The sequence below is a fragment of the Acinetobacter sp. CIP-A165 genome, from assembly GCF_000367985.1.
Lineage (GTDB): Bacteria > Pseudomonadota > Gammaproteobacteria > Pseudomonadales > Moraxellaceae > Acinetobacter.
On the sequence record NZ_KB849200.1, the window covers coordinates 320,719 to 343,209 of the forward strand.

At 38.7% G+C, this 22,491-nt stretch carries 19 protein-coding genes and 1 pseudogene; 8 read left to right on the plus strand and 12 right to left on the minus strand.

Annotation, left to right across the window (positions count from 1 at the left end; translation table 11 throughout):
- The first annotated feature begins 326 nt into the window (after positions 1–326).
- Both F991_RS01415 and htpG read left to right on the plus strand, forming a co-directional pair.
- Entirely contained in the window at positions 327–929 is a 603-nt protein-coding gene (locus F991_RS01415) for an OmpW/AlkL family protein (RefSeq protein ID WP_004668281.1), read from the plus strand.
- A 174-nt stretch (positions 930–1,103) separates the two neighbouring features.
- Entirely contained in the window at positions 1,104–3,023 is a 1,920-nt protein-coding gene (gene htpG, locus F991_RS01420) for a molecular chaperone HtpG (RefSeq protein WP_004668282.1), read from the plus strand.
- Positions 3,024–3,118: 95 nt separating this feature from the next.
- Here htpG and F991_RS01425 read toward each other — a convergent pair whose 3' ends face one another.
- The 3 genes from F991_RS01425 to F991_RS01435 form a co-directional block, all read right to left on the minus strand.
- Positions 3,119–4,255, minus strand: coding sequence for a hypothetical protein (locus F991_RS01425; RefSeq protein ID WP_034595327.1), 1,137 nt, complete (start codon positions 4,253–4,255; stop codon positions 3,119–3,121).
- A gap of 210 nt (positions 4,256–4,465) precedes the next feature.
- Positions 4,466–5,890, minus strand: coding sequence for a hypothetical protein (locus F991_RS01430; RefSeq protein ID WP_004668284.1), 1,425 nt, complete (start codon positions 5,888–5,890; stop codon positions 4,466–4,468).
- Positions 5,891–6,451: 561 nt separating this feature from the next.
- On the minus strand, positions 6,452–7,150 hold the full coding sequence (locus F991_RS01435; protein ID WP_004668285.1) for a DsbA family oxidoreductase: 699 nt from the start codon (positions 7,148–7,150) through the stop codon (positions 6,452–6,454).
- Between the two features lie 175 nt (positions 7,151–7,325).
- Between F991_RS01435 and F991_RS01440 the strand changes: the two genes are divergently transcribed.
- A complete protein-coding gene (locus F991_RS01440) occupies positions 7,326–8,075 on the plus strand; it encodes a hypothetical protein (RefSeq protein ID WP_004668286.1) in 750 nt (249 codons plus the stop codon).
- A 145-nt stretch (positions 8,076–8,220) separates the two neighbouring features.
- A complete protein-coding gene (locus F991_RS01445; protein WP_004668288.1) occupies positions 8,221–10,026 on the plus strand; it encodes an ABC transporter ATP-binding protein in 1,806 nt (601 codons plus the stop codon).
- A 26-nt stretch (positions 10,027–10,052) separates the two neighbouring features.
- On the opposite strand, the gene F991_RS01450 is transcribed toward F991_RS01445, so the two are convergent.
- The 3 genes from F991_RS01450 to F991_RS01460 all read right to left on the minus strand — a co-directional run bounded on the left by F991_RS01450 (position 10,053) and on the right by F991_RS01460 (position 12,166).
- On the minus strand, positions 10,053–10,826 hold the full coding sequence (locus F991_RS01450) for a hypothetical protein (RefSeq protein WP_004668290.1): 774 nt from the start codon (positions 10,824–10,826) through the stop codon (positions 10,053–10,055).
- Positions 10,827–10,952: 126 nt separating this feature from the next.
- Positions 10,953–11,651, minus strand: coding sequence for a YidX family protein (locus F991_RS01455; RefSeq protein ID WP_004668292.1), 699 nt, complete (start codon positions 11,649–11,651; stop codon positions 10,953–10,955).
- Between the two features lie 47 nt (positions 11,652–11,698).
- Positions 11,699–12,166, minus strand: a complete 468-nt coding sequence (locus F991_RS01460) for a hypothetical protein (RefSeq protein ID WP_004668293.1) — start codon at positions 12,164–12,166, stop codon at positions 11,699–11,701.
- Between the two features lie 316 nt (positions 12,167–12,482).
- Here F991_RS01460 and F991_RS01465 point away from each other — a divergent pair, with 316 nt between their 5' ends.
- A complete protein-coding gene (locus F991_RS01465) occupies positions 12,483–12,995 on the plus strand; it encodes a hypothetical protein (RefSeq protein ID WP_004668295.1) in 513 nt (170 codons plus the stop codon).
- Between the two features lie 64 nt (positions 12,996–13,059).
- Here the strand turns inward: F991_RS01465 and fadA are convergent, their stop codons facing one another.
- The 4 genes from fadA to F991_RS01485 form a co-directional block, all read right to left on the minus strand.
- Positions 13,060–14,232: an acetyl-CoA C-acyltransferase FadA gene (gene fadA, locus F991_RS01470; protein ID WP_004668297.1), complete on the minus strand. Its 1,173-nt coding sequence runs from the start codon at positions 14,230–14,232 to the stop codon at positions 13,060–13,062.
- 12 nt (positions 14,233–14,244) lie between these two features.
- The gene (gene fadB / locus F991_RS01475) at positions 14,245–16,398 is read right to left on the minus strand and encodes a fatty acid oxidation complex subunit alpha FadB (protein ID WP_004668298.1); all 2,154 of its coding nucleotides are present in this window, start codon (positions 16,396–16,398) and stop codon (positions 14,245–14,247) included.
- A 458-nt stretch (positions 16,399–16,856) separates the two neighbouring features.
- Positions 16,857–18,191: an ISNCY-like element ISAba32 family transposase gene (locus tag F991_RS01480; protein ID WP_004668300.1), complete on the minus strand. Its 1,335-nt coding sequence runs from the start codon at positions 18,189–18,191 to the stop codon at positions 16,857–16,859.
- Positions 18,192–18,466: 275 nt separating this feature from the next.
- Positions 18,467–19,747, minus strand: coding sequence for a cation efflux transmembrane domain-containing protein (locus tag F991_RS01485; RefSeq protein ID WP_004668302.1), 1,281 nt, complete (start codon positions 19,745–19,747; stop codon positions 18,467–18,469).
- 89 nt (positions 19,748–19,836) lie between these two features.
- On the opposite strand from F991_RS01485, the gene cadR reads away from it, so the two are divergent.
- Complete coding sequence (gene cadR, locus F991_RS01490) at positions 19,837–20,229, plus strand: Cd(II)/Pb(II)-responsive transcriptional regulator (protein ID WP_000550240.1); 393 nt, start codon at positions 19,837–19,839, stop codon at positions 20,227–20,229.
- A gap of 93 nt (positions 20,230–20,322) precedes the next feature.
- Positions 20,323–20,484, plus strand: a pseudogene (locus F991_RS01495) (IS6 family transposase); the annotation flags it as partial.
- Between the two features lie 41 nt (positions 20,485–20,525).
- Here the strand turns inward: F991_RS01495 and F991_RS01500 are convergent.
- Both F991_RS01500 and F991_RS01505 read right to left on the minus strand, forming a co-directional pair.
- The gene (locus F991_RS01500; protein ID WP_001140620.1) at positions 20,526–20,828 is read right to left on the minus strand and encodes a helix-turn-helix domain-containing protein; all 303 of its coding nucleotides are present in this window, start codon (positions 20,826–20,828) and stop codon (positions 20,526–20,528) included.
- Positions 20,821–21,177, minus strand: coding sequence for a type II toxin-antitoxin system RelE/ParE family toxin (locus tag F991_RS01505; protein ID WP_004668307.1), 357 nt, complete (start codon positions 21,175–21,177; stop codon positions 20,821–20,823). The genes F991_RS01500 and F991_RS01505 overlap by 8 nt, the downstream gene beginning before the upstream one ends.
- Before the next feature lie 784 nt (positions 21,178–21,961).
- Between F991_RS01505 and F991_RS01510 the strand changes: the two genes are divergently transcribed.
- Positions 21,962–22,291 carry a four-helix bundle copper-binding protein gene (locus F991_RS01510; protein WP_004641881.1) on the plus strand — a complete coding sequence of 110 codons (330 nt, stop codon included), beginning with the start codon at positions 21,962–21,964 and terminating at the stop codon, positions 22,289–22,291.
- Positions 22,292–22,491: the final 200 nt, after the last annotated feature.

Consider the following 22,491-nt stretch of genomic DNA (forward strand, 5'->3'; position numbering starts at 1 on the left):
ATTTTTTGTCTTTTATGTGATTTTGCTTGTGTTTTTATCAAGGCTTCATTCTTAAATAAAACTACATTATTTGATTTTTAAATCGCTTGGTGGATTTGTTTTTTTGTTGTGCGAATCCATACAAAAATACTTGGTTTTCATGTATTTAATCCGATTAATTAAGTTGGGAATGATGTTTGTTACATATATTTACAAATATATATTGTTGTTAATCAGTTGTTTAAAAATATAATCAAATTGGTCGGAATTAATACATATTGCATAAAATAAAAACCCATGATTATTATTAATAGCACGGTTAGATTTTTATTAAAGAGGTTATTTAAATGTTTAAAAAATTATTAATTGTTACTTTATTGGGGATGTCTTCAACTGTTTTTGCGGGTGGTTTTCAAGTTAAAGTGGGGGCAAGTATTATTGCACCAACGGATGAAACAACAGTTGCGGGCGTGGGTACGTTAAAAGCGGATTATGAGTTTGCATTTACACCGTCTGTTGAGTATTTCTTTGGAGATACGCCTTTTTCTGCTGAATTATTGCTTGCAACACCGATATCACATGATGTTTCTTTAGACGGAACGAAAGTGGTCAAGCTTAAACATTTACCGCCAACAATTACGGCGAAATATAACTTTAAAAACTCAACTGCTTTTACGCCTTATATTGGTGTAGGCGGTACTGCTTTTCTTGCTTGGGATGAAAAAGCAGTAGGTCCGTTATCAGGCGAAAAAATCAAAGTGAAAGAGGATTTTGGCTTTGCGGGTCAGTTAGGTTTTACTTTTCAGCCTGCTGATGCAAAGAATTGGGGAGTCTTCTTCGATGCCCGTTATGCTCAATTAAAACCAGAAGTAAAGCTTAATGGCACAAAGTTGACAGATTTGGATATCAACCCGATGGTATATACCCTTGGCTATAGTTATAAATTCTAAGTTGATCCCTCAAACAAGTCTTACCGAAAGGTTGGACTTGTTTGATTTTTGAGATTGATCGTATTGAAATGAATGAACAGATAAAAAATTAAAATTGAGGTATTGAAAAATCGAAGATATGCACCATTCATAAATCAATCCAATTTAATACGCCTCACAGATAAGGAGTGATTTATGAGTGAACAAGCATCACAAAATTATAGTTTCCAAGCTGAAGTTGCTCAGTTATTGCATTTAGTGACGCATTCTCTCTATTCGAACCCTGAGATTTTCCTACGCGAATTGATTTCAAATGCTTCTGATGCATGTGATAAGTTGCGTTTTGAGGGAATCAATCATCCTGAATATTATGAAAATGATCCGAACTTACGTGTTCGTGTGACTTTAGATAAAGAGCATAAAACGCTGACCATTTCTGATAATGGGATTGGTTTAAGCCAACAAGAAGCGATTGATAATTTGGGAACGATTGCGAAATCGGGAACCAAAGATTTCATGTCTAAGCTGACAGGCGATCAAAAATCTGATGCGCAGTTGATTGGTCAGTTTGGTGTGGGTTTTTATTCAGGTTTTATTGTTGCTGATAAGATTACGGTTGAATCTCGTCGAGCAGGTTCAGAGGCTGCTGATGGGGTACGTTGGATCAGTGGTGGTACAGGTGAGTTTGAAGTTCAAAGCATCGATAAAGCGACACGCGGTACCGATATTATCCTGCACCTACGTGATGATGCACTTGAGTATTTAGAATCGTGGAAAGTTAAGCAAATCATCAATAAGTACTCTGACCATATTAGCTTGCCAATTGAGATGCAAAAAGAAGTCTGGCAGGAAGAAGAAGTTGCCGAGGGTGAAGAGCCGAAAGGCGGTCAAATGGTCAAGAGCGATGAGTGGGAAGCGATTAACTCTGCTAGTGCGCTATGGACACGCAGTAAGAGTGAAATCAGTGATGAGCAATACATCGAGTTCTATAAGAACCTCAGCCATGATTTTGCTGAACCGTTGGCGTGGGCACATAACCGTGTGGAAGGCAGTACTGAATATACCCAGTTGCTTTATATCCCGAGTCAGGCCAAACAGGATTTATTTACCCGTGAAGCCAAAGCTGGCATCAAGCTTTACGTCAAACGTGTCTTCATCATGGATGAAGCGGATAATTTGATTCCAAACTATTTACGTTTTGTACAAGGCGTGGTGGATAGTGCTGATTTACCACTCAACGTCAGCCGTGAATTATTGCAAGAAAGCCGTGATGTTAAAACCATTCGTGAAGGCAATGCGCGCCGTGTGCTGACTTTGATCGATGGTTTAGCGAAATCGGAAGATGAGAAAGACCAAGAGAAGTTCAAAACGTTCTATGCTGAATTTGGTTCGGTACTGAAAGAAGGTTTGGGTGAAGATACTGGAAATCGTGATCGTATCTTGAAGTTATTACGTTATGCGACTTCAAATAATGACGAGATATCAACATCTTTGGCTGATTATAAAGCACGTATGCAAGAGGGACAGAAAGCCATCTATTACGTGACGGCTGATAGCTTAATGGCAGCGAAAAACTCGCCGCAACTTGAATTGTTCAAGAAAAAGGGCATTGAAGTTTTGCTCATGGCAGACCGTGTTGATGAATGGGCGATGAACTTTGTATTTGAGTTTGATGGTACGCCATTACAGAACGTTTCTAAAGGTGCGGTAGACTTAGGTGATCTACAAGATGCTGATGAGAAAAAAGCACTTGAACAAGCAGCTGAACAATTCAAACCTGTTGTGGATCGTTTAACGACATCGTTAAAAGACAAGACTAAAGAAGTACGTGTCACGACACGTTTGGTCGATTCTCCAGCATGTTTGGTGACCAGTGAAGGTGAGCTTTCTCCACAACTAATTCGTATGCTAAAACAAGCAGGTCAGGCGGTGCCGGAGATTAAACCGACACTGGAAATTAACCCTGAGCATCCTTTAGTGAAGAAATTAGAGAGCTCTGCGCAGTTTGATGATCTTGCCAATGTGATTTTTGATCAAGCTGTGATTGCAGAAGGTGGTTTACCTGAAGATCCTGCTGCGTATGTAAAACGCATTAATAGCTTGTTATTGAAATAAACGTTTTTCTTAAAAAACTCTGCTTCGGCAGAGTTTTTTTATGTCTATGGATAACATTAAAGTTATCCACAGTTGTGCTGATAATTCCATCAAAACTAAAATAAGGTCTCAAGACGAACAAAGGTACGGACATAGTGGTCTCTGTCTTCACGATGATCATTAAAATAATTGAGATCACCTTGCACATAAAACCATTCACGCCACAGTGGTTGTCGCCATGAGACAAAAGGTCCCCAGCTATTCAAACGCAAGTCATTGTCGTTGTAATAACCACCCGTATAAATGCCATAATTAAAACGATTGTGCGCAAAAAACTGATGTTCACGGAAGGTTCGATTATCCCAGCGTAAATCATCATCCTGTTTATCAGCATAGGTCAGGCTGAGCTGATTGGATAAAAAAGCTTGATTGGGACGGGCGTGAATAAGTTCTAAATTAGTACGAAGATAGTTTTCACTTTTACTGCCATAGCGATAAATTTGCTCAGCATTGAAGCTGAAATCGTTATTTAATTGCCAATCTTTTTTCGCTCTTAAACGAAGATAAATATCACTGCCTGAACGCAAACCAATATCAGCATTGGTTTCAAAAGGCAGTTTCTTAGAGAGGTCGGAGAAGCGTAGAGCAACAGAACCATTGTTATCACGGCTTTGCTTAGAGTCGAATCGTTTATCAGGATCTTGGTTTGGCTGTTGGTTGGTGCTGGAAATATGATTATCAAACTCATCATCGAGTGAATCATCACCAAACACCAAGCTGAGCCGTTTTTCCAGTGTTGGTAGTTTGATTTTACCGCGGATACGTGGTTTTACTTCATAGTTATCATATTCATTCCAATAATTGTCGAGCATCAACCGAATGGTTGCAGAAGCAGGCTTCTCTGGATCGACCTCACCAAACCAATCATCAATTTTAACTGAGGTTCGATCGGCCCATTCTCTGATATCACGTTGTTTGCGATCAACCCAGGTTCGTTCCTCTGTTTCTGAAACGGGAGGTACAACAGGTTGACTAGATTGCTCTGGAAGAATAGTCGGTGTTGCATCAACCCACTTGGGAATATAGTTCAAAACGCTTTCAGTATTTTTACCATTCGATGTTTGCGTATTGTTGCTTGGTTGCTGTGGCGGGATCGTTGCTTCAGCGGCATTTGTCATATTCACGAACCCGCAGGACAGGGTGAGTATCGTATAAAAGAGATGAGGTGATACCGTTCTTTGGGAAATTGTCATGGTGCAAGCTTATGTATTGTTCTTGTTTTTAACTCTTGATGATTCGACCTATAAAATCAAGTCATAATCACAAAAAACTGCAATTTAATCGTATAAAAGGTGAGTCAACAGAATGACTTAGTACACTCAAAATCTATCACCAAAAATGCGGAGAAAACCTCGCAGGGTCGATGATAGATATAAGGGTTTTGGCTTTGTATACGCTCAATGCTAGGTTGATTCTGATAGCGCACTACTTTCCAGTGCTTGGTATAAGTCATGTACTGAAATCGGTTGAGGTAAGCGGCTAATAGCTTGGCGGATCAACTGCCATGTATAACCATCGGCGCGATCCAATAACAGATAAGGATAAGCTTGGTCTTCATTGGATAGCTTAATCCGTTCAGCACCGTGAATCACACGAATTTTATGACGCTCTCTTAATAAAATCACAGGGGTCAAAAAAGTTGCCGAAGTTTCTTCAAATGGAATGAATTTTTGCGTATTCACAAATGAAGCTGGGATATATGGATAAACACGTTGATCACGTTGCCAGATCAATGTTCCATTCATAATACATTGATTAAACAAACTTTCATGTTGATGATAATGTTGCTTAAAATTACTCCAGTGGGTTTGATGAATCGAGCTGGTTTGAGTATGCAGTGGGTTTGTATAGGACTGTAGGACTGAAATGGCATACTCGATGCTGTGCGTACCAATCAGCACCACATAATGCGAAAATTGACCTTGTGCATAGAGTTGTTCTGCAATGAAAATCTGTGCTGATTCCCATACAGGCTGAACGTCATTTTCAGCTTTTAAATATAACCAATCAATTTTGATGTTTTGATCAATCTCATTGTGTAAATCAACACGATATAAAGAAGGGAAGGTGCGCGCATTAATACGCTCTAAGCGGCAAACTAATCCATCTAAATTAAAATCATTCAGTGCAACGGGTTTCGCTTTATTTAGATTGCTAGACGTCGCTGTGGTCTGTTTAAGGTTCGCTTTCACCGCTGTTGTTTTTGGGGCTGAGACGGGTTGAATCCTCTCTTGGATAATCGCGTCGAGTTGTGACTGAAACTGAGCCGTTTCTTCTTTTATTAAGGATAAGGGATCGGTATGAATGCTTTGATTTGAGTTTGATGATGAGGTTGAGTTTTGGTTAATTGGCTCTAAAACTGGAATTAAATGTTGTAGTTCATGGTCTGTTTTAACATATTCACTGGCATGGTTTTTTAGCCATTGTAATGCGTCCTGAGATGAATTCATCCAAGGGCTTTTAAGAAATGATAAAGCAGGGCGAATGACCCAGACTTGCCAATGTTGGGCTTGACGCAATGCAGCCCATCCCATATCCGCAGAGGCAAATAAAGCATTCTCTACGCGCCCCATAAAATTATAAGTACCACGATAGGTCATGGCATAACCGTGATTGCTCAATTCGTCCGTTGAGAACTCTTCATTTTGAATATATGCCTTAAAAGGCGTGATTTGATCCTGAAAAGTAGGATCGTCACAAGAGGCACAAATGTCTTTAATTCGTTGTTTTGATTTTGCAATTTCAAACAGTGAGGTTTTATCATCATTGAGCCCTTCAATGAGATGCTGGAGCTCATCTACCAAGAGTGCTTTCTCTAATACGTCCATTTATTGTTTCCTTAGAGATAGGCTTGAGCCTGTTTTGGATAAAAAATTAAGTCGTCGTATTTCTAACAATTTGTTGTTGTCGCTTGCAGTGGTGAGCTTCTATTTTTTGCTCATCCTATAAGCGATTCGAGATAGATGTCTGTTGCATAAATTTAACGATCTATTCGGGCTGTAATGTGTGTATTTTCATCACAAAAGATTGTCACATTATGACAATTATAGAAGAAAACAATGCAAAATCTATAGCACTTGAGTTAGTAAGCAATCTCATTTGACTCAGTTAAATCGAGATGTCGTTCATGCTTTAGCATCAAAAATAGAAACATTTTAAAAGAATAAATCGGATAAATAGATCATAAAATAGAAAGGTATCTATAAATCTATGCATGAGTTGTGATCAGGCTCACAAATCAATCGCTAAAAAGCATGGCAAAAAGATCAATTTCAATAAGAAAAGCTCATTAGCCAAGATAAAATATTGAAATAAATAGGAAATAGAAAATTTGTAGTATGAATAAGACAAGCTCCAATCTTGGATTAGAAGCTTGTCTTAGGGGCGAATTATTCTGGTTTTATTTCACATTGATCATCATGACATTGTGCCCCATCCGTTGGTTGCATGTCTTGCTCAGATGTTGATTGAGCTTTTTGTAGTGCTTGTAAGAAAATTTCACGAGGCTGGGCGCCAGGAAGAGCTAGCTTTTGATCAAAAACAAAAAAAGGAACGCCTGTCACCTTCAATTGTTCATGTGCAATTTTTTCATCGTGCCGAACAAAATCAGCCAATTCATCCGAGTCTAAGACATATTCGACTTCAGCATTGTCTAAGCCAATCCGTGAAGCAATTTCTTCGACCACTTCACGTTCACCAATGGCTAAACCTTCGGTCATATAGGCGTGAAAGAAAGCCTCTTTTGCTTCATTGCCCATGCCTTTGCTTTGCGCGAGATGAATAATACGATGCGCATTAAAACTATTGCCTGAGTTGGCTTTTTGCCATTGAAAGTCGATGCCTTCCTCAGCAGCCATGGCCGCAATATTACGTTCCATTTCTTCCATCTCAGCATAGCTTCGACCATATTTTTTGGCTAAACGTTCTGTATTGGATGTGTCATGTTTTGCTGGCGCATCTGGATCGAGTTCAAAACTATGCCAGTGAATATCAAGTTCGATTCCAGCTTCTGCTGCAACATGTTCAAGACGTTTTTTACCGATATAACAAAAAGGGCAGACCACATCTGACCAAATATCTACACGCATGGCGTATCTCTTCAATTTCAGTTAAAGAGATAATAGGGATGAAGTGCTTGAATTTAAAGTGAGTAATATGTAATGCTCCGTTACGTGAAGTGAAATAAAAATCATATTAATGCATACGTTTTAATGATTACACTAAAGTTAGGACATAAAAAATATAATTAAGCTTGGAGGCATTATGCGCCGTTTTCTATTATTTATTGCTGTAATCGCGATTTGTATTGGTTCATTTTTTCTATATCAACATAAGCTACAGCAGCGTGCTGAGAACAATAAGCAAATGTTTGATGTGGTCATGGCCGAGAAGATGCGTGAGCTATATGACCAAGCACAAGATTGGTCAACGCCAGTTCAACTCGATGTTAGGGATGATCGCTTATCTGGTGATTATAAATTAATGTCGGAATTCTTATTATCCTATTGGATGCAAAATGTTGAAGCACGAAACGATTATCTACGAGCACTGAAAGCTGCGAATTGGGATACCTTTTTAAATGTAGAGCGATTGGATCGTGATCGTAAACAGGACTATAAAGAAACGCAGCAGATGCTTAGCGATGTGCGTAAAATCTCGACTGAATATGAGCAAACACGTCAAAAAATTCAATTAGACGCGCTTGAACAAGCCAAGAGTTTGTCTATTCAACGTGATATGCGTGATTTGTTGCAAGCAAAACTAGAAAGCAACCTGAATGCTGATCAAAACCAAGATATATTTGCAATTGAACAACAGATCCTAGAAAAGGCAGAAGTTATGTTTGATCTGTTAAAGACCCATCAATGGCAAAGAAAAAATAATACCATTCTATTTTATGAGAATGCACCCGTGAAGAAATTTAATACGCTTTATCAAGATGTCCTTAAGCTCAATAATCAGATGGAAAAAATTAAAAACAATAACGTCGAAGTGTTGGAGGAGGAACTATAGCTATTTTCTGCTTGCACCGTTAAAAATAGCGCATCTAGATCATCATCTGCCATGTTTAAGCTGGAGAATCACATCGAAGTCATTGAGTTCATCGCTGTAAGTTAAAACCTGTCGTCATCAGCATTTTGGGAAAAATCGTAAAAATATGAATCTATGGCAGCTTTTTAATAGAGTTAAGCCCTTTGTTGCACCGTATAAATTACTGGTGATTGTGACATTGGTTCTGACATTAATCGGCGCACTGACGGCTCAGGTTAATGCCTTAACCCTTCAATATGCTGTCGACCAGATCAATCGTTTAGTTGAAGCAGGCGGCGGCTTGGCGGAAGGCTTGCATATTTTAATAACGATTAGTGTGATTTTACTGAGTAAGGAAGTCCTCAGTACTTTGATTCAGTTTGGCCAGAAGTTATTTGGTGAACGCCTCAGAATTATGGTTTCCCAAGATGTTGCACAGGCGATTATTGAGAAATTTCTCACTTATCGTTTGGCATTTTTTACCCAAGATGACAATCAGGCAGGCAAATTACAAACAAGGATTGATCGAGGAATTGGCTCGATTACCCGTTTGATTCAAATCTTCTTTATCGATATTTTACCGCTGTTTAGCAGTGCGATTTTGGCATTGGCTTTGATGTTCTATGCTAATTTTTGGATTGGATTAGTTGCGCTTTGTATCGTACCGATTTACTTCTGGCTGACATTCAAGCAAGCACAGAAGTTAGGTGGGGTTAGGCGAAGTTTACGTGATGGGCGCGAGCGTAAGAGTCAGGGTATTTTGAGTATTATCAATTCCATCACGGTGATCAAATCATTCAATCGGGAAAAAGTCGAAGCTGAAAAACAACTGATCTTACAGAAGCAGCTAACAGATAATCAGATGTATACCCGTCAAATTAGCTTTGTTTTTGATGGTTTGAAAACGTTTACAGAACAAATCGGTATTGTTTTTATTATCATCTTAACGGCTTATTTTGTCTTGGTTGGAGACATGAGTATCGGAATGATCATGTTCCATATTCTGTTATTTAACAACGTATCTGCTCCAATTCGTTCACTCCACCGCATTTATGATGAAGTGAATGATGCCATGATTTATGCAGAAAGTTTTTTTCAGATTCTTCAAGCAGATGATGAGGTTGAGGATTCGGGGCAGCAAAAGCCAGCGCACCTGAGAGGAAAATTTGAGTTAAAGCAGGTCGATTTTTATTATCCCAATGGCCATCATGCCCTGAAAAATATCAACATGGTTATTCAACCCAATAAAATTACGGCCTTGGTTGGACTATCAGGTGCAGGTAAATCGACCCTGATTAGTTTGCTAGATAAGTTTTACTTACCGCAATCTGGGCAGATTCTCATGGATGGGATTGATTTAAATCAAATGGATACTCAATATTTACGTGATCATATTGGCTTAGTATTACAGAAAAATCATATTTTCCAAGGCACTATCCAAGACAATATTTGCTATGGAAAAATGGATGCAACTGAAGAAGAGATTATCCGAGCAGCAAAAAAAGCCTCTATCCACGAACAAATTTTGAAACTACCAAAAGGTTATCAATCAGATGCCTTGCAGTTATCGGGTGGTCAACAACAACGAATCGCAATCGCTCGGATGTTTCTGAAAAACCCACCAATTATCTTTTTAGATGAACCTACCGCCAGTTTAGATGCTATTGCCACTGAACAGATTAAACATAGCTTAGATGAAATCAAACAGGGGCGGACAGTGATCATTATTTCTCATAGTTTGTCACAGATCATTGATGCGGATTATACCTATGTGATGCAGGATGGTGCGATCGTTGAGCACGGTGAGCATTATCAACTTTATCAGCAGCAAGGTGTTTATAAGGATATTTTTGATGCGATGGCGAAAAGTCTAAATATCGATAAAATCGCCAAAACCTTTGATAATGAAGGTGAAGAAGAGACACATAGTTAGAGTGATATCTCTGATCTATACAGAAACTATTTGTCTTGATTTGCTTGATAGATTTTTCTATATAGTTCTTCACATTCGATTAGATTTTGGTTGGTAACTGGCTGATGATTATGTGTTTTGTATCTATAATTTAAAGTACATTTTTCAATACATTTGAAGCCTAGAAATGAAACTTTACCATTTAAGTTGTATTGGTACGTGATTAGCTGTGGTTGAGATGGCCCTATATAACAGTGTATAGGCAGCCAGTGTTGATGATCATTGATTGAAATCTTTGCTGCTATTTTGTAAGGTGCAGGATCGATTAATGTGTATGAATGTCTGACGCTGCCAAGCGTGATGGATTGTTGGTGATCAGGATTTTCGAAAACTTTTTGTTGGATTTGAACCATGATGACTTGTTCGTTACCCCAAACATGCGTAATAGCACTGAATAAGCCATTCATCATCCATACAGTTGATTGTTTAGCCATCAAGGCCAATAATGTACTACCAAATAGATTAAGAACTAAAAATAGGCCTAAATAAATTTTTAATCGTATAGGACGATAAAAATTGTCTTTTTTGAGCGTTGGAATATCTCGTTTCCAAAGATAATTTAAGACATATATAAAAACGTACAATGCACTCAGTATCGAAATGATGAAGATGATGATTTGGACAAATTGTGAGGGATAATACGGATAGTTGGTTTGATCATTGTCGGATATAAAAACGATGATAATTCCGATTACAAACAACAATATTGCAACGTACTTTAGTACAGAATATAGCGGTGTTTTCTTTTTATAGCTTTTCATTAAGGTTATAGAGTTTCGTTTCTTTATCATGGACTTGAATATATTAAAAAATCCTCATTTCAAATGAGGATGTTACGAAAAAAAAAGAAATTAAATATGTTCTAATCAGTGAAATCACATTAAGTATTAATCAAAAATCTTTTCGGCAGCTTGGAACGGTAAGCTCACCACATCAATTGCTACGGCGAAAGGTAGTAATACTAACTTTTCAAAAGGATTGAGACTTGATCTTGATTTATAGCTTTCTTGTTGATTGGTATAGATTGTAACTTGGTAAGGTTTGCTTAATGCTTTCAATGAAGTCAGATTATTTGCGACAGGGTAGACTACACCCGCAAGTTTTATATCAAAACAAAAACGTTGCGCTTGCATACGTGTATCACTTGAAGACGAACATTCTTTTGCACCATTTTCAATAAAAAATTCTAAGTCTTTTTTGCTTAAATCCTCTTTGAGTTTGACATAAGAAATGGGCAATGTTCCTGAAAAATGACCGTCATTTTTTTCAGAAAAGAAATTTAGATCACGTGTGATTTGAATATTTTTGGGATCAAGCTTATTGATGATAGTCACAAATTGACTGCCGCCTTGAGTCAAAATATAACTGTTTTTTTGACCTGCAATGACGATGCTATCTCTTGGTAAATTGGCTGTTGCTTGTGCAGGTCGTCCAAAAGCGACCACATTGTCTTCAACTAAAGTAACCTTTGCCGTCCGAGTATAAGTTTTATTGTCTTTGGTGATGAGGGTTTTGGTGGCGCAGCCCGATAAAAGTATTCCTGTGGTAACGACAGCCAGTATTGTTTTAGTGTGTATTGAAAACATCCATTTCTCCTAATAATTTGAAATATCTATCTATGATGACTTCTAATTTAAATGATTTTTAAGTTCTTAAGTAATACATTACGAAAATCAGCATTTGTTTGATCACGACCTTTCTCTTTATAGGCTTTTTCAATGTATTGATAGGCTTGCCGTTCAGACATTGGTTTTTTCATTTTGATTGATGCAAGTAAGATATTATAAACACTGAATAAATCTTCTGGATAAGCACATGCCTCGATTAACGTTTTGACCAAGATGTCTTGCGCAACGTCAGGATACATGTTTTTTAATTTTTGAGCAGTGTCAATTAAGCATGATGCATATAGAATTTGAGAGTTGTCCGCTCCATTAAGAATTTCTTGTTCACTCAATATCGTATCTGACAGTCTTTCGTGAATCATTGATTGTTGATGAGGTATGTTTTCATTCTTTGCCCATAAAGGTGAGCAAAAACTTAAAATAATAAATGTCGAAAATACTTTGAGTTTTTTATTTTTAATAAAATTTTGAGACATCAAAGACCACCAGTTAAGTACGCATTGTGTTAATTCTATCTTTAAATAGAAGTCGACCAGCTATTATTTTACTCGATTTAAAATATTTTTTTCATAAGAGAAAATCCACGGTTGACGGAGATTTTTATCTGGATGTCGATTAATCACGCTCAAGTGAATTTCTTTATTTGATCTTCCGTTCAAAATTTTCTTGATATTTACCGTTTATCTGAGCCTTACTGAATCAAGCCCGACTTTGTTGTAGCCTATGAATAGATGCTTTTATTTAACTCATCATCTTTTCGTATGGTGACGGATTTTTGGAGCGAGCCGAGTCATGAACTTTCTAAAACGATCAGTGTTTATCGCCGTATTTGCTGCTATTGGTATACCAACGGCTCAGGCAGATGAGGTGGTTACATTGCCAACGATTCGTATTATGGCGGAGTCTGAGTTGCGTGAAGAAGTAGGCTTCATTCCCTTTCAAGAGGATGAAAAAGTACGTGAAGCCTTACAACATCAGATCTATAAAGCTCATAGTGATATGCAGAATGCTGGAGTGAAAGAGGGCGTAACGACGGTTAATTATCAACAAAAAATGGAAGAACCTGATTCATCGCAACTTTCTCCGCTATTAGAGCAACATGTTTTAGCCGTTGCTAAGGGTCTACAATCATCTGATCCGACTAGTGGTCTGTTTAAAATGTTAGAACCTTTGAATATTGATCGAAATAATATAATAGGGATTCGTGATGGGTCGATTAAGATCAATATGGATGATATTTTGAAATTGCAGCAACAGATTCAAGACGGGTTAAAAGGTCCTAAAAATCAGTTTTTCATACCCTAAAATTTGAACTTAGTTCAAAAAAAGAAACCCCGCTATAAGCGGGGTTTCTTTTTTTTAGTGTCGATTAAACACGTTCGATAATGGTCGCGATACCTTGACCAAGACCGATACACATGGTCGCAAGACCGATTTGTGTATCTTGTTGTTCCATCACGTTCAACAATGTTGTTGTGATACGTGCACCTGAACAGCCCAATGGATGACCCAATGCAATCGCACCACCATTCAAGTTGATGATGTCTTGTTTGTCATAAACGCCTAAGCCTTTCATGACTGATAAGCCTTGAGCAGCAAATGCTTCGTTTAATTCGATGGTTTGAATATCAGCCATCGTTAAACCAGCGCGCTTAAGTGCTTTTTGAGTTGCTGGAACTGGACCGTAACCCATGATCGCAGCATCACAACCCGCAATCGCCATAGAGCGAATCACGGCACGTGGTTTTAAACCAAAAGCTTGTGCACGTTCAGCAGACATCAACAACATTGCAGAAGCACCGTCAGAAAGAGCAGAAGATGTTGCTGCTGTTACTGAACCGCCTTTAGGATCAAATACAGGTTTTAATGCTTTGAACGCTTCAAGGTTTGCTTCAGCACGAATCACTTCGTCGATGTCGCAAAGGATTTTGAAGCCATTGGCATCATGACCTTCAACACCAACGATTTCGTTTTTGAAACGACCTTCTTGTGTTGCAGCCCAAGCGCGACGGTGAGATTCAACACCAAACGCATCTTGTTCTTCACGGCTAATGCCATTCATACGGCCTAACATTTCAGCAGTTAAGCCCATCATGTTAGATGCTTTCGCATAGTGTTTAGACGCTTCTGGGTTCAGGTCGATGCCGTGCATCATACCTACATGGCCCATGTGCTCTACACCACCGATGATGAACACGTCACCTTGGTTGGTTGCAATCTGTGCAGCAGCCGTGTGGATTGCTTGCATAGAAGAACCACAAAGACGGTTGACGGTTTGACCGCCAGCAGTCTTAGGGATGTCAGCCAATAAACCAATATTACGAGCAATGTTCATACCTTGCTCTAAAGTTTGGTTGACACAACCCCAAATGATGTCTTCAACTTCGTTTGTATCGAACTGGTTACGAGCAACCAGTGCACGTACTAATTCAGCAGATAAACTGTCGGCACGTACATTGCGGAACATACCGTTACGCGATTTGCCCATGGCAGAACGAACGCCATCAACAATCACAACGTCACGTGGATTTAAAGTAGCCATTCACGTCGCTCCTTAACCGTAGAATTTTGTGTTGTTAGCAGCCATGTCACGCAACATCTGTGGCGCTTCATAAGCCTTACCTAAGTGTGCATACTTGTCGCAAAGCGCAACGTATTCAGCAACACCTGTTTGGTCGATGTAACGACATGGACCACCACGGAATGGAGGGAAACCTACACCCATAATCATTGCCATATCTGCTTCAGCAGCCGTTGCAACGATGTTGTCTTCTAAGCAACGAACAGTTTCGTTACAGAAAGCAAGCATCATGCGGTCAATGATTTCTTGGTTGTCAAACTCGCGTTTTTCACCCGTAACGAAAGGTGCAATGATTTCGTAAGCTGTTGGATCAACAGTTTTCGCTTTCTTGCCTTTCTTGTCTAACACGTATTTGTAGAAACCAACGTCATTCTTTTGACCAAGACGTTTTGCTTCGTACATCGCTTCGATAGAACCTTTGTAGTCAGGCTTCATACGGTCAGGGAAACCTTCAGCCATGACTTCAGCGCCATGAACACCTGTATCGATACCAACAACGTCGATCAAGTATGCAGGACCCATAGGCCAGCCGAACTTCGCCATTACATTGTCTACTTGTTGGAAATCCGCACCGTCTTTAACAAGAAGGTCGAATGCACCAAAGTAAGGGAACAATACACGGTTTACTAAGAAACCTGGGCAGTCATTCACAACGATTGGTGTTTTACCCATTTTTTGAGCAAGAACAACTGTGGTTGCAATCGCTTCGTCAGAGGTCTTTTCACCACGAATGACTTCGACCAGTGGCATCATATGTACTGGGTTGAAGAAGTGCATACCAACGAAATTTTCAGGACGTTGTAATGCTTTTGCTAAACGTGTAATTGAAATTGTAGAAGTGTTTGATGCAATGATCGTGTTTTCACGAACATTTTTCTCAGTTTCCACCAATACCATTTCTTTTACTTTTGGATTTTCAGTCACCGCTTCAATCACGATATCCACTTCTTTAAACTCATCGTAGCTTAAAGTCGGGCGGATGCGAGCAAGTGTTTCACCCATTTGCGCAGCTTTCATTTTCTTGCGTTCAACTTGCTTGGTCAGTAAGCCATTCGCTTCTTTCATACCAAGTGCAAGTTGTGGGTTACCAATGTCTTTCATGATGATTGGCGTGCCTTTGCTCGCCGCTTGGTAAGCAATACCACCACCCATGATACCAGCACCTAGAACAGCGGCTTGGTTTACTGGGTGAGCACCTTTCTCATATTTTTTCGCAGTTTTCTTCACAACTTGATCGTTGATGAATAAACCGATCAATGCACCTGCTTGTGGCGTGATCGCTGCTTTAGCGAAACCTTGTGCTTCTGCTTTTAATGCATCATCACGTGTTAAGGTTGCACCTGCTTGTAATGAATCAAGCAATAATTTTGGAGCAGGGTATTGCGCAGGGTTTGCTTTTGCAAGTACCGCACCTTTTGCTGTATTGAACGCCATCATTTGTTCAAGTGGGTTCAATTTAATCGCGTCTAATTTTTCTTGACGTTTTGTTTTCCAGTCCAAACGACCAGCAATGGCTTGTTTAACCAAGTCAACGGCAGCTTCTTGTAGTTTGTCAGCAGCAACAACCGCATCTACAGCACCGTCTTTAAGTGCAGCAGCAGGTTTCTTCGGATTCGCCATTGCCATCCATTCAACGGCATTGTCGATACCGATTAAACGGCTTAAACGTACGCTACCACCAAAACCAGGATAGATACCCAATTTGATTTCTGGTAAGCCGACTTGTGCTTGTTCAGACATGACACGGTAGTCACAGACTAAGCACATTTCAAAACCACCACCTAACGCCATGCCATTAATAGCAACAACTTTAGGGATGTCTAAATCTTCAAAGCTGTTGAAGATTTCGTGTACAGGCATAAGCCAATCAACAATAGCTTGTTCACCTGCGGCGAAGTTGTCGCCAAATTCAGTGATATCTGCACCAACGATAAATGTTGATTTTCCAGAAGTTACAACTAAGCCTTTAATATCGTTATTGGCTTTAACCGCAGCAATCGCTGCTTGGAAGTCTTCAATGGTTGCACGGTTAAATTTATTAACCGACTCACCTTGTAAGTCAAAGCGGAATTCTGCAATTCCGTCCGCAAGCATTTGGACGGTAATGGCATTGCCAGCGTGGATCATGCCTGATCTCCCTTGTTGTGGAGGATTCTGAGTTGATGTCATAAAGCATGTGTGCGGTTAGGCACACAAAAAAGCTTCGCTAATCTTACGATAACTATATCTAAAAAGGACATAACAAGTTGTATCAAGGCGTGACGCAGTGGTCATCAATTTTTTGAGGAATAGATCAATTTTGAAAACTTCACTAAAAAGATAGAGGTAGGTTGTTTTATTCGTGTAAAAACGAAACGCTGAAATGATGGTGTTATTAAAAAAAGCCAGTGTGTAGAAGAAATGATAAGGAGTGCTGGTGTTGTTAAGTTTTTTTGAATTAAAGATAAAAAAAAAGGAAGATTTTTTAAGAATTGTTGGACAGAAAGTATTGTCTGGATCTGTATAGTTGGTTAAAATTTGTGTTATAAAAATGTTATTCACCAATTAAAATGTCTATGCGATAAACCATTTAAAATGTCCTGTTTTTAACCACAAGAGTCAAGCACAGGATTTAACTTTCTTTGTTCAATAACAGCTTTCTGAGCTTTACGACTCGGCATACTTTTCTTGAGACGGGAACGTTTATTCTGTTTTTCCAACTCTTCATGCTGTTGCTGAATATGTGCCAGAACTGTACCTAACCGTTTATTCTCAACGATCTCATTCTGCTGTAGCCCAGCTAACTTATTGAAAATGCTGTAGTTGAGCTTTCGTCCCTCGTGCATGAGGGCCACAGTCCCATCCGGGTACTCCAGAAATGAAATATATTGCCCAACAAGCTTATGATTCAGCTCTATCGGTTCAAGCAGATAAATACATTTGTCATAGGTCAGGGTCAGATTCTTGGTGACCTTACGCGGTTCCTGCCAGGTAAAAATATCATCCAGTTCAAGATGAGATTCGGTTAATGGCCGATGTAAATTCTTTGAGTTTCGCGCACACTTGGCAAACTTCTGATTGAAATGCTCAATAAAGCAGGGCAGCCAGGCATTTGCCTCGGCAATTGAACAGATACCTTCTAGGCGCATTTCCTTGATCAGGCGATCCTGGAGTGTTCTATTGGCACGTTCCACACGGCCTTTAGCCTGGGGTGAGTTGGCGAAGATAATATCAATATTTAACTCATTCAGAATCCGCCCAAATTGCGTGATCTGGCTATCTTGGCTCGATTTCTGATTCACTCGGAATACCGAGTGTTTATCGCTATAAAACGCTAAAGGCTTGCCGTATTGCTCAATGTAGGCTCGGGTTGAAAGCATATAATCAAAGGTCGTTTCAGCCTCACAAAAGCGCAGATGCAACAGCTTTCCAGTGGCGTCATCGATATAAACCAGCAAGCAGCATTTGGAAGCTCGGCCTTCAAACCAGTCATGATATGAGCCATCGATCTGGATCAGCTCACCGAAGCAATCACGGTTATATCTAGGCTGATACGGACGTTTCAGACGCTTGGATCGAGGAATCCACAGGTCATTTGCAGTCATCCAGCGACGAACCGTTTCTACCGGGATATGCAGACCAAACATGCTGCTGAGCTTCTCATGCGCCAAGGTGGGTCCAAAGCCCAGCAAATGTTCAGCAATAATGGAAAGGCACTTTGATTTTAACAAGTCATCATGGCGACGATGGCCAGGTTGACCACGACTGGCATGTGCCATACCTGAGACACCATCTTGATTGAGTTTCTGCAATAACCGGGTAATTTGACGGGTGGAAAGATTCAGGATTTCAGCAGCACGGACCTGGGTAATACGATGATCTCTAACGTCTTGCAGAACTGCAAGACGTTGAATTTCTTTATCAGACATAGTGATCAGCATCTATATTTTATATCCAGTCCATGGTGATAAAAACCATCATAAACCAGACATTTTTATTGGTGAGAATATAGACACTTTAAATGGGTTCTAACAGATAAATTTCGAATAAGAGATTTTATGTTAAATAGCCCTCAACAGAGGGCTATTTTTAATACTAAAAATTACATGCTTTTAAGACATAAGGATTCATATGCTGCACCTTTAGCTAAAACAGTCTTCAGCTTACCATTCGTGGTTATTTGCAATAGTGCCAAATAGGTTCATTTTCGATACTCTTACTTCAAAGCCAAAATTTTTCGGGCACCATTAAGTACGAATAAAGAAACCAGTATGCCAATGATTAAGTCTGGATAAGCTGATCCCGTCCACGCCACGAGTACACCGGCAAATATAACGCCCATATTTACGACAACGTCATTCGCCGAGAAAATCCAACTGGCTTTCATATGTGCGCCATCTTCTCGATGACCAGAAATAAGATATAAGCATGTCACGTTAGCTATAAGTGCGAGCAGGCCAATAACAATCATGAGCGTTGATTCTGGCTCGCTTCCAAACATGAATCGTCTAATGACATCAACAATCACGATAACAGCAAGTAATAACTGAATCCAACCTGCGAAATGGGCTGCTTTTATTTGATATTTCGCAGCTTTTCCGACGGCATATAGCGCAATACCATAAACGGCTGCATCGGCAAACATATCTAGAGAATCAGCAATCAATCCTGTAGACGCAGCAATAATACCGCTGATGAATTCTATAAAGAAAAGTAGAGCATTAATACCTAATAACAGTTTAAGTACTTTAGCTTGTCTCACAGGATCAGGTTCATTAGGTATATCGCCTGAAGAAAGCTGTGTTTCATCAAGTTTCGCCCCAAAACCCAGTCCTTCGAGTTTAGCCGTAATTTGCTGAATCCCTTCATTATGGAAGACTTTCAGTTTTCGATTGGGAAGATCAAAAGTAAGACCTTTAACTGCTTCAATATCTGCAAGAGCCATACGGACCATTTGCTCTTCAGCAGAGCAATCCATTTTAGGAATGGTGTAGGTACTTGTTTGCTTAGCCTGTTGATTGCTTATATAAGTTTCAGTCTTCACAAGCTTTGCACCAAAACCCAAAGCTTCAAGTTTGGTGGTTATATTTTCATCTTTTTGATTATGTAGAACCTTTAAAGAACGGTTAGGTAAATCAAAGATGAGTTTTTGAACACCATCAATTGAAGATAGCGCCATACGAACCATCTGTTCTTCCGCAGAACAATCCATTTTGGGAACTAAGTATTCACTCATGTAGTGCGAATCTTTTAAAACATCTTCAGTGCTTAAATTTTCTTTGGGATCAGAACCATAACAGGATTGAGCGGTATCTTCACAACTGTTTGAAGTGTTACAGCAAGGAGATGAAGATTTTTTTTCTTCCTCTTCACCACAACAGCTAAGCGTATTATCACAATTCTTTGAATTGTTTGCTTCTGCAATTGATGGATGATTTTCTTGTTGAGATTTCTTATCTTCGCATGGTGTTTCTTTACTACATCCACAACCACTCATAATTATACCCATTAAAAAAATTATAAACTTTGAATATTAGAATCCCTATAGTTACTATAGAGTCAAGAATCTTTGGAAATACTAACTCAATGCATTTAAAAATTGGTGAACTCTCTAAAAAAACCTCATGTTCAGTATTAACAATTAGGTTTTATGAAAAGGAAGGTTTAATTCCGGAACCGGAAAGAACGGAAGGAAATTACCGCCTTTACGATGTAGGCTATGTTGAGCGAATTAAATTTATTTTGAATTGCCGAACTTTAAATATGAGTTTGAATGAAATTCGTCAATTACTTACCTATAAAGACAAACCTGAGAAAAATTGTTCAGATGTGAATGAATTAATTGACTTACATGTCAGTGCTATCAGAGAAAATATAATCAAGCAACAAAAGCTTATTGAACAACTATCTGATTTAAGAGGTACTTGTGATGGTTTATGTACAATTGACCAATGTGGAGTTTTAAAAAATCTAGCTTGATTATCTAGACCTATGCTTTTTTCAAAAAATCGGCACTGTTGCAAATAACCACGAATGGTAAGCTGAAGACTGTTTTAGCTAAAGGTGCAGCATATGAATCCTTTCCATGGTCGGCATTTTCAGGGCGAAATCATTCTTTGGGCTGTGCGCTGGTATTGTAAATATGGCATTAGCTATCGTGAACTGCAGGAAATGCTGGCCGAACGGGGTGTGAATGTTGATCACACGAATATTTACCGTTGGGTTCAACGTTATACGAATCTAAAAATGGGAGCCTATAGCTCCCATTTTTATTGTTAAACGTTGAATCCTATATGTTTTCCTGTTGGAAGCTCTACATCAATACGGAGCTTCCCACCCATTGCCTCAACATACTTTTTCATGGTTGAAATCTTAAGATCATTGCCACGATTTTCTATTGCTGAAAGCGATGGCTGTTTTATTCCCAAAGTTTCAGCAAGCTCTTTTTGAGAAATTTCGAGTTCTTCACGAATAAGATGAAGCTGATTTTCTAGCAGTAATTCATCAGCCATTTTTTGAATACGGGCTTGGCTCTCTGGAGAGCGGCTAGCTAACAATTCTTGCAGAGTCTTAGCCATTAGATTTATCTCCTAGGGTAGTGAGATGAAGTTGGTATTGTTCATCTGCAATATCCAGCATGTCTTTATAAAAACGCTTTTTACCGCCTTTATCAGCAATACATAGAACAATAGCCTGTCGTAAGGGATCAAATGCGAAGAAAGCTCTTAAGGGTCTACCGCGATGTTGAACACGCAGTTCTTTCATATTGGTAAATTTAGACTCATACACAGTATCTACTAAAGGACGGCCTAAACTCGGTCCCTGCTGCTGTAGAACAACCAGGGCAGCTAGGACCTTCTCTTGTGTAGGTTCATCTTGCTGTTCAAGCCACTGATTAAATAGATCTGTCGTAATGACTGTCCACATACCACAACCAGAATATAGATTATAGTCTATATTTTAGGGGCATTATGTTTGTTTTGCAAATGAGAAAGGATAGGCAATAAAAAACCCCGGTATCCTGCCGGGGTTTTTTATTGTGCGATCTTTGGTAGGTGCTGCTCTACCTCACAATCCTAGTGTTAGAACTTATCATTGTTGTTTTTTGCTCCGGAACATCCTGTTCCTGTATGAATCTATCGTAGGGATATTCTAGCTATCCTGATAGCCGCAAAGAACTGGAATTTGAGTAAGCTAAAGCGTACAAAGTGCCTGAAATTTATCCACAAGAAATGGGGATAATTTTGAACATTCACGCATTGATAAAATTTAAAAAATCGCAAAATCGACTACTTTTTAAACAAAATTATTGGCAAGAACTATCAAAACCGCCTAAAAAAAAGCCGACTTGTTTCCAAGTCGGCTTTTTGCGGTTTTTGTGATGAGGGTGAATTTTTTAAGTTATTGATTTTTAAATTAATATACAAGTGTACTTCGTATAACGACCATTATGTTAAATGGAGGGAAAATCTATTTTTAAAGTGATAAAATTATTGTAGTTATTTTAAGAATAGCTGCTTTTGATACTTGATCATCTATCCTAATTAAAAACTGTTTTTTAATAATTTGGAATATAAATAAGATTTAGTTAAAATTAACATTATTCATATAAATTAAAATTATGTATTACATTTACTAATAATTTAAAATAATTAGTAGAAAAAAATTATGTTTTAATTATTTCTTTGATTATATAAGTTGAGAGTAAAAAATGATTAATACGGAATTTTCAGAGTGTATTTCTGCATGTACAAACTGTTCACTTATTTGTACTGAATGTGCAACTTCTTGTTTAAAAGAAAAAGATTTAGAGATGATGCGTGAATGTATTCAACGTTGTCTAGAATGTGCAGATATTTGTCAGTTATGTGTGCGTATGCAACAACATAACTCACCTTTCCTCAAAGAGATTTGTGAGCTTTGTGCTAAGATCTGTGAATATTGTGCGGAAGAGTGTGAAAAACATTCACATGATCATTGTAAAAAATGTGCTGAGGCTTGCCGTCAGTGTGCAGAAGAATGTCGAAAAATTGCCATGTAAAATACTTCAATAATGTTAATTATATGGCTCTAGACTAACATAATCATTCTGCTAGTCTAGAGCCTTTCCTAAAATTAACATAATACACCTTATACGAAGCCAAAATGTTAGAACCCATTTAAAGTGTCTATATTCTCACCAATAAAAATGTCTGGTTTATGATGGTTTTTATCACCATGGACTGGATATAAAATATAGAT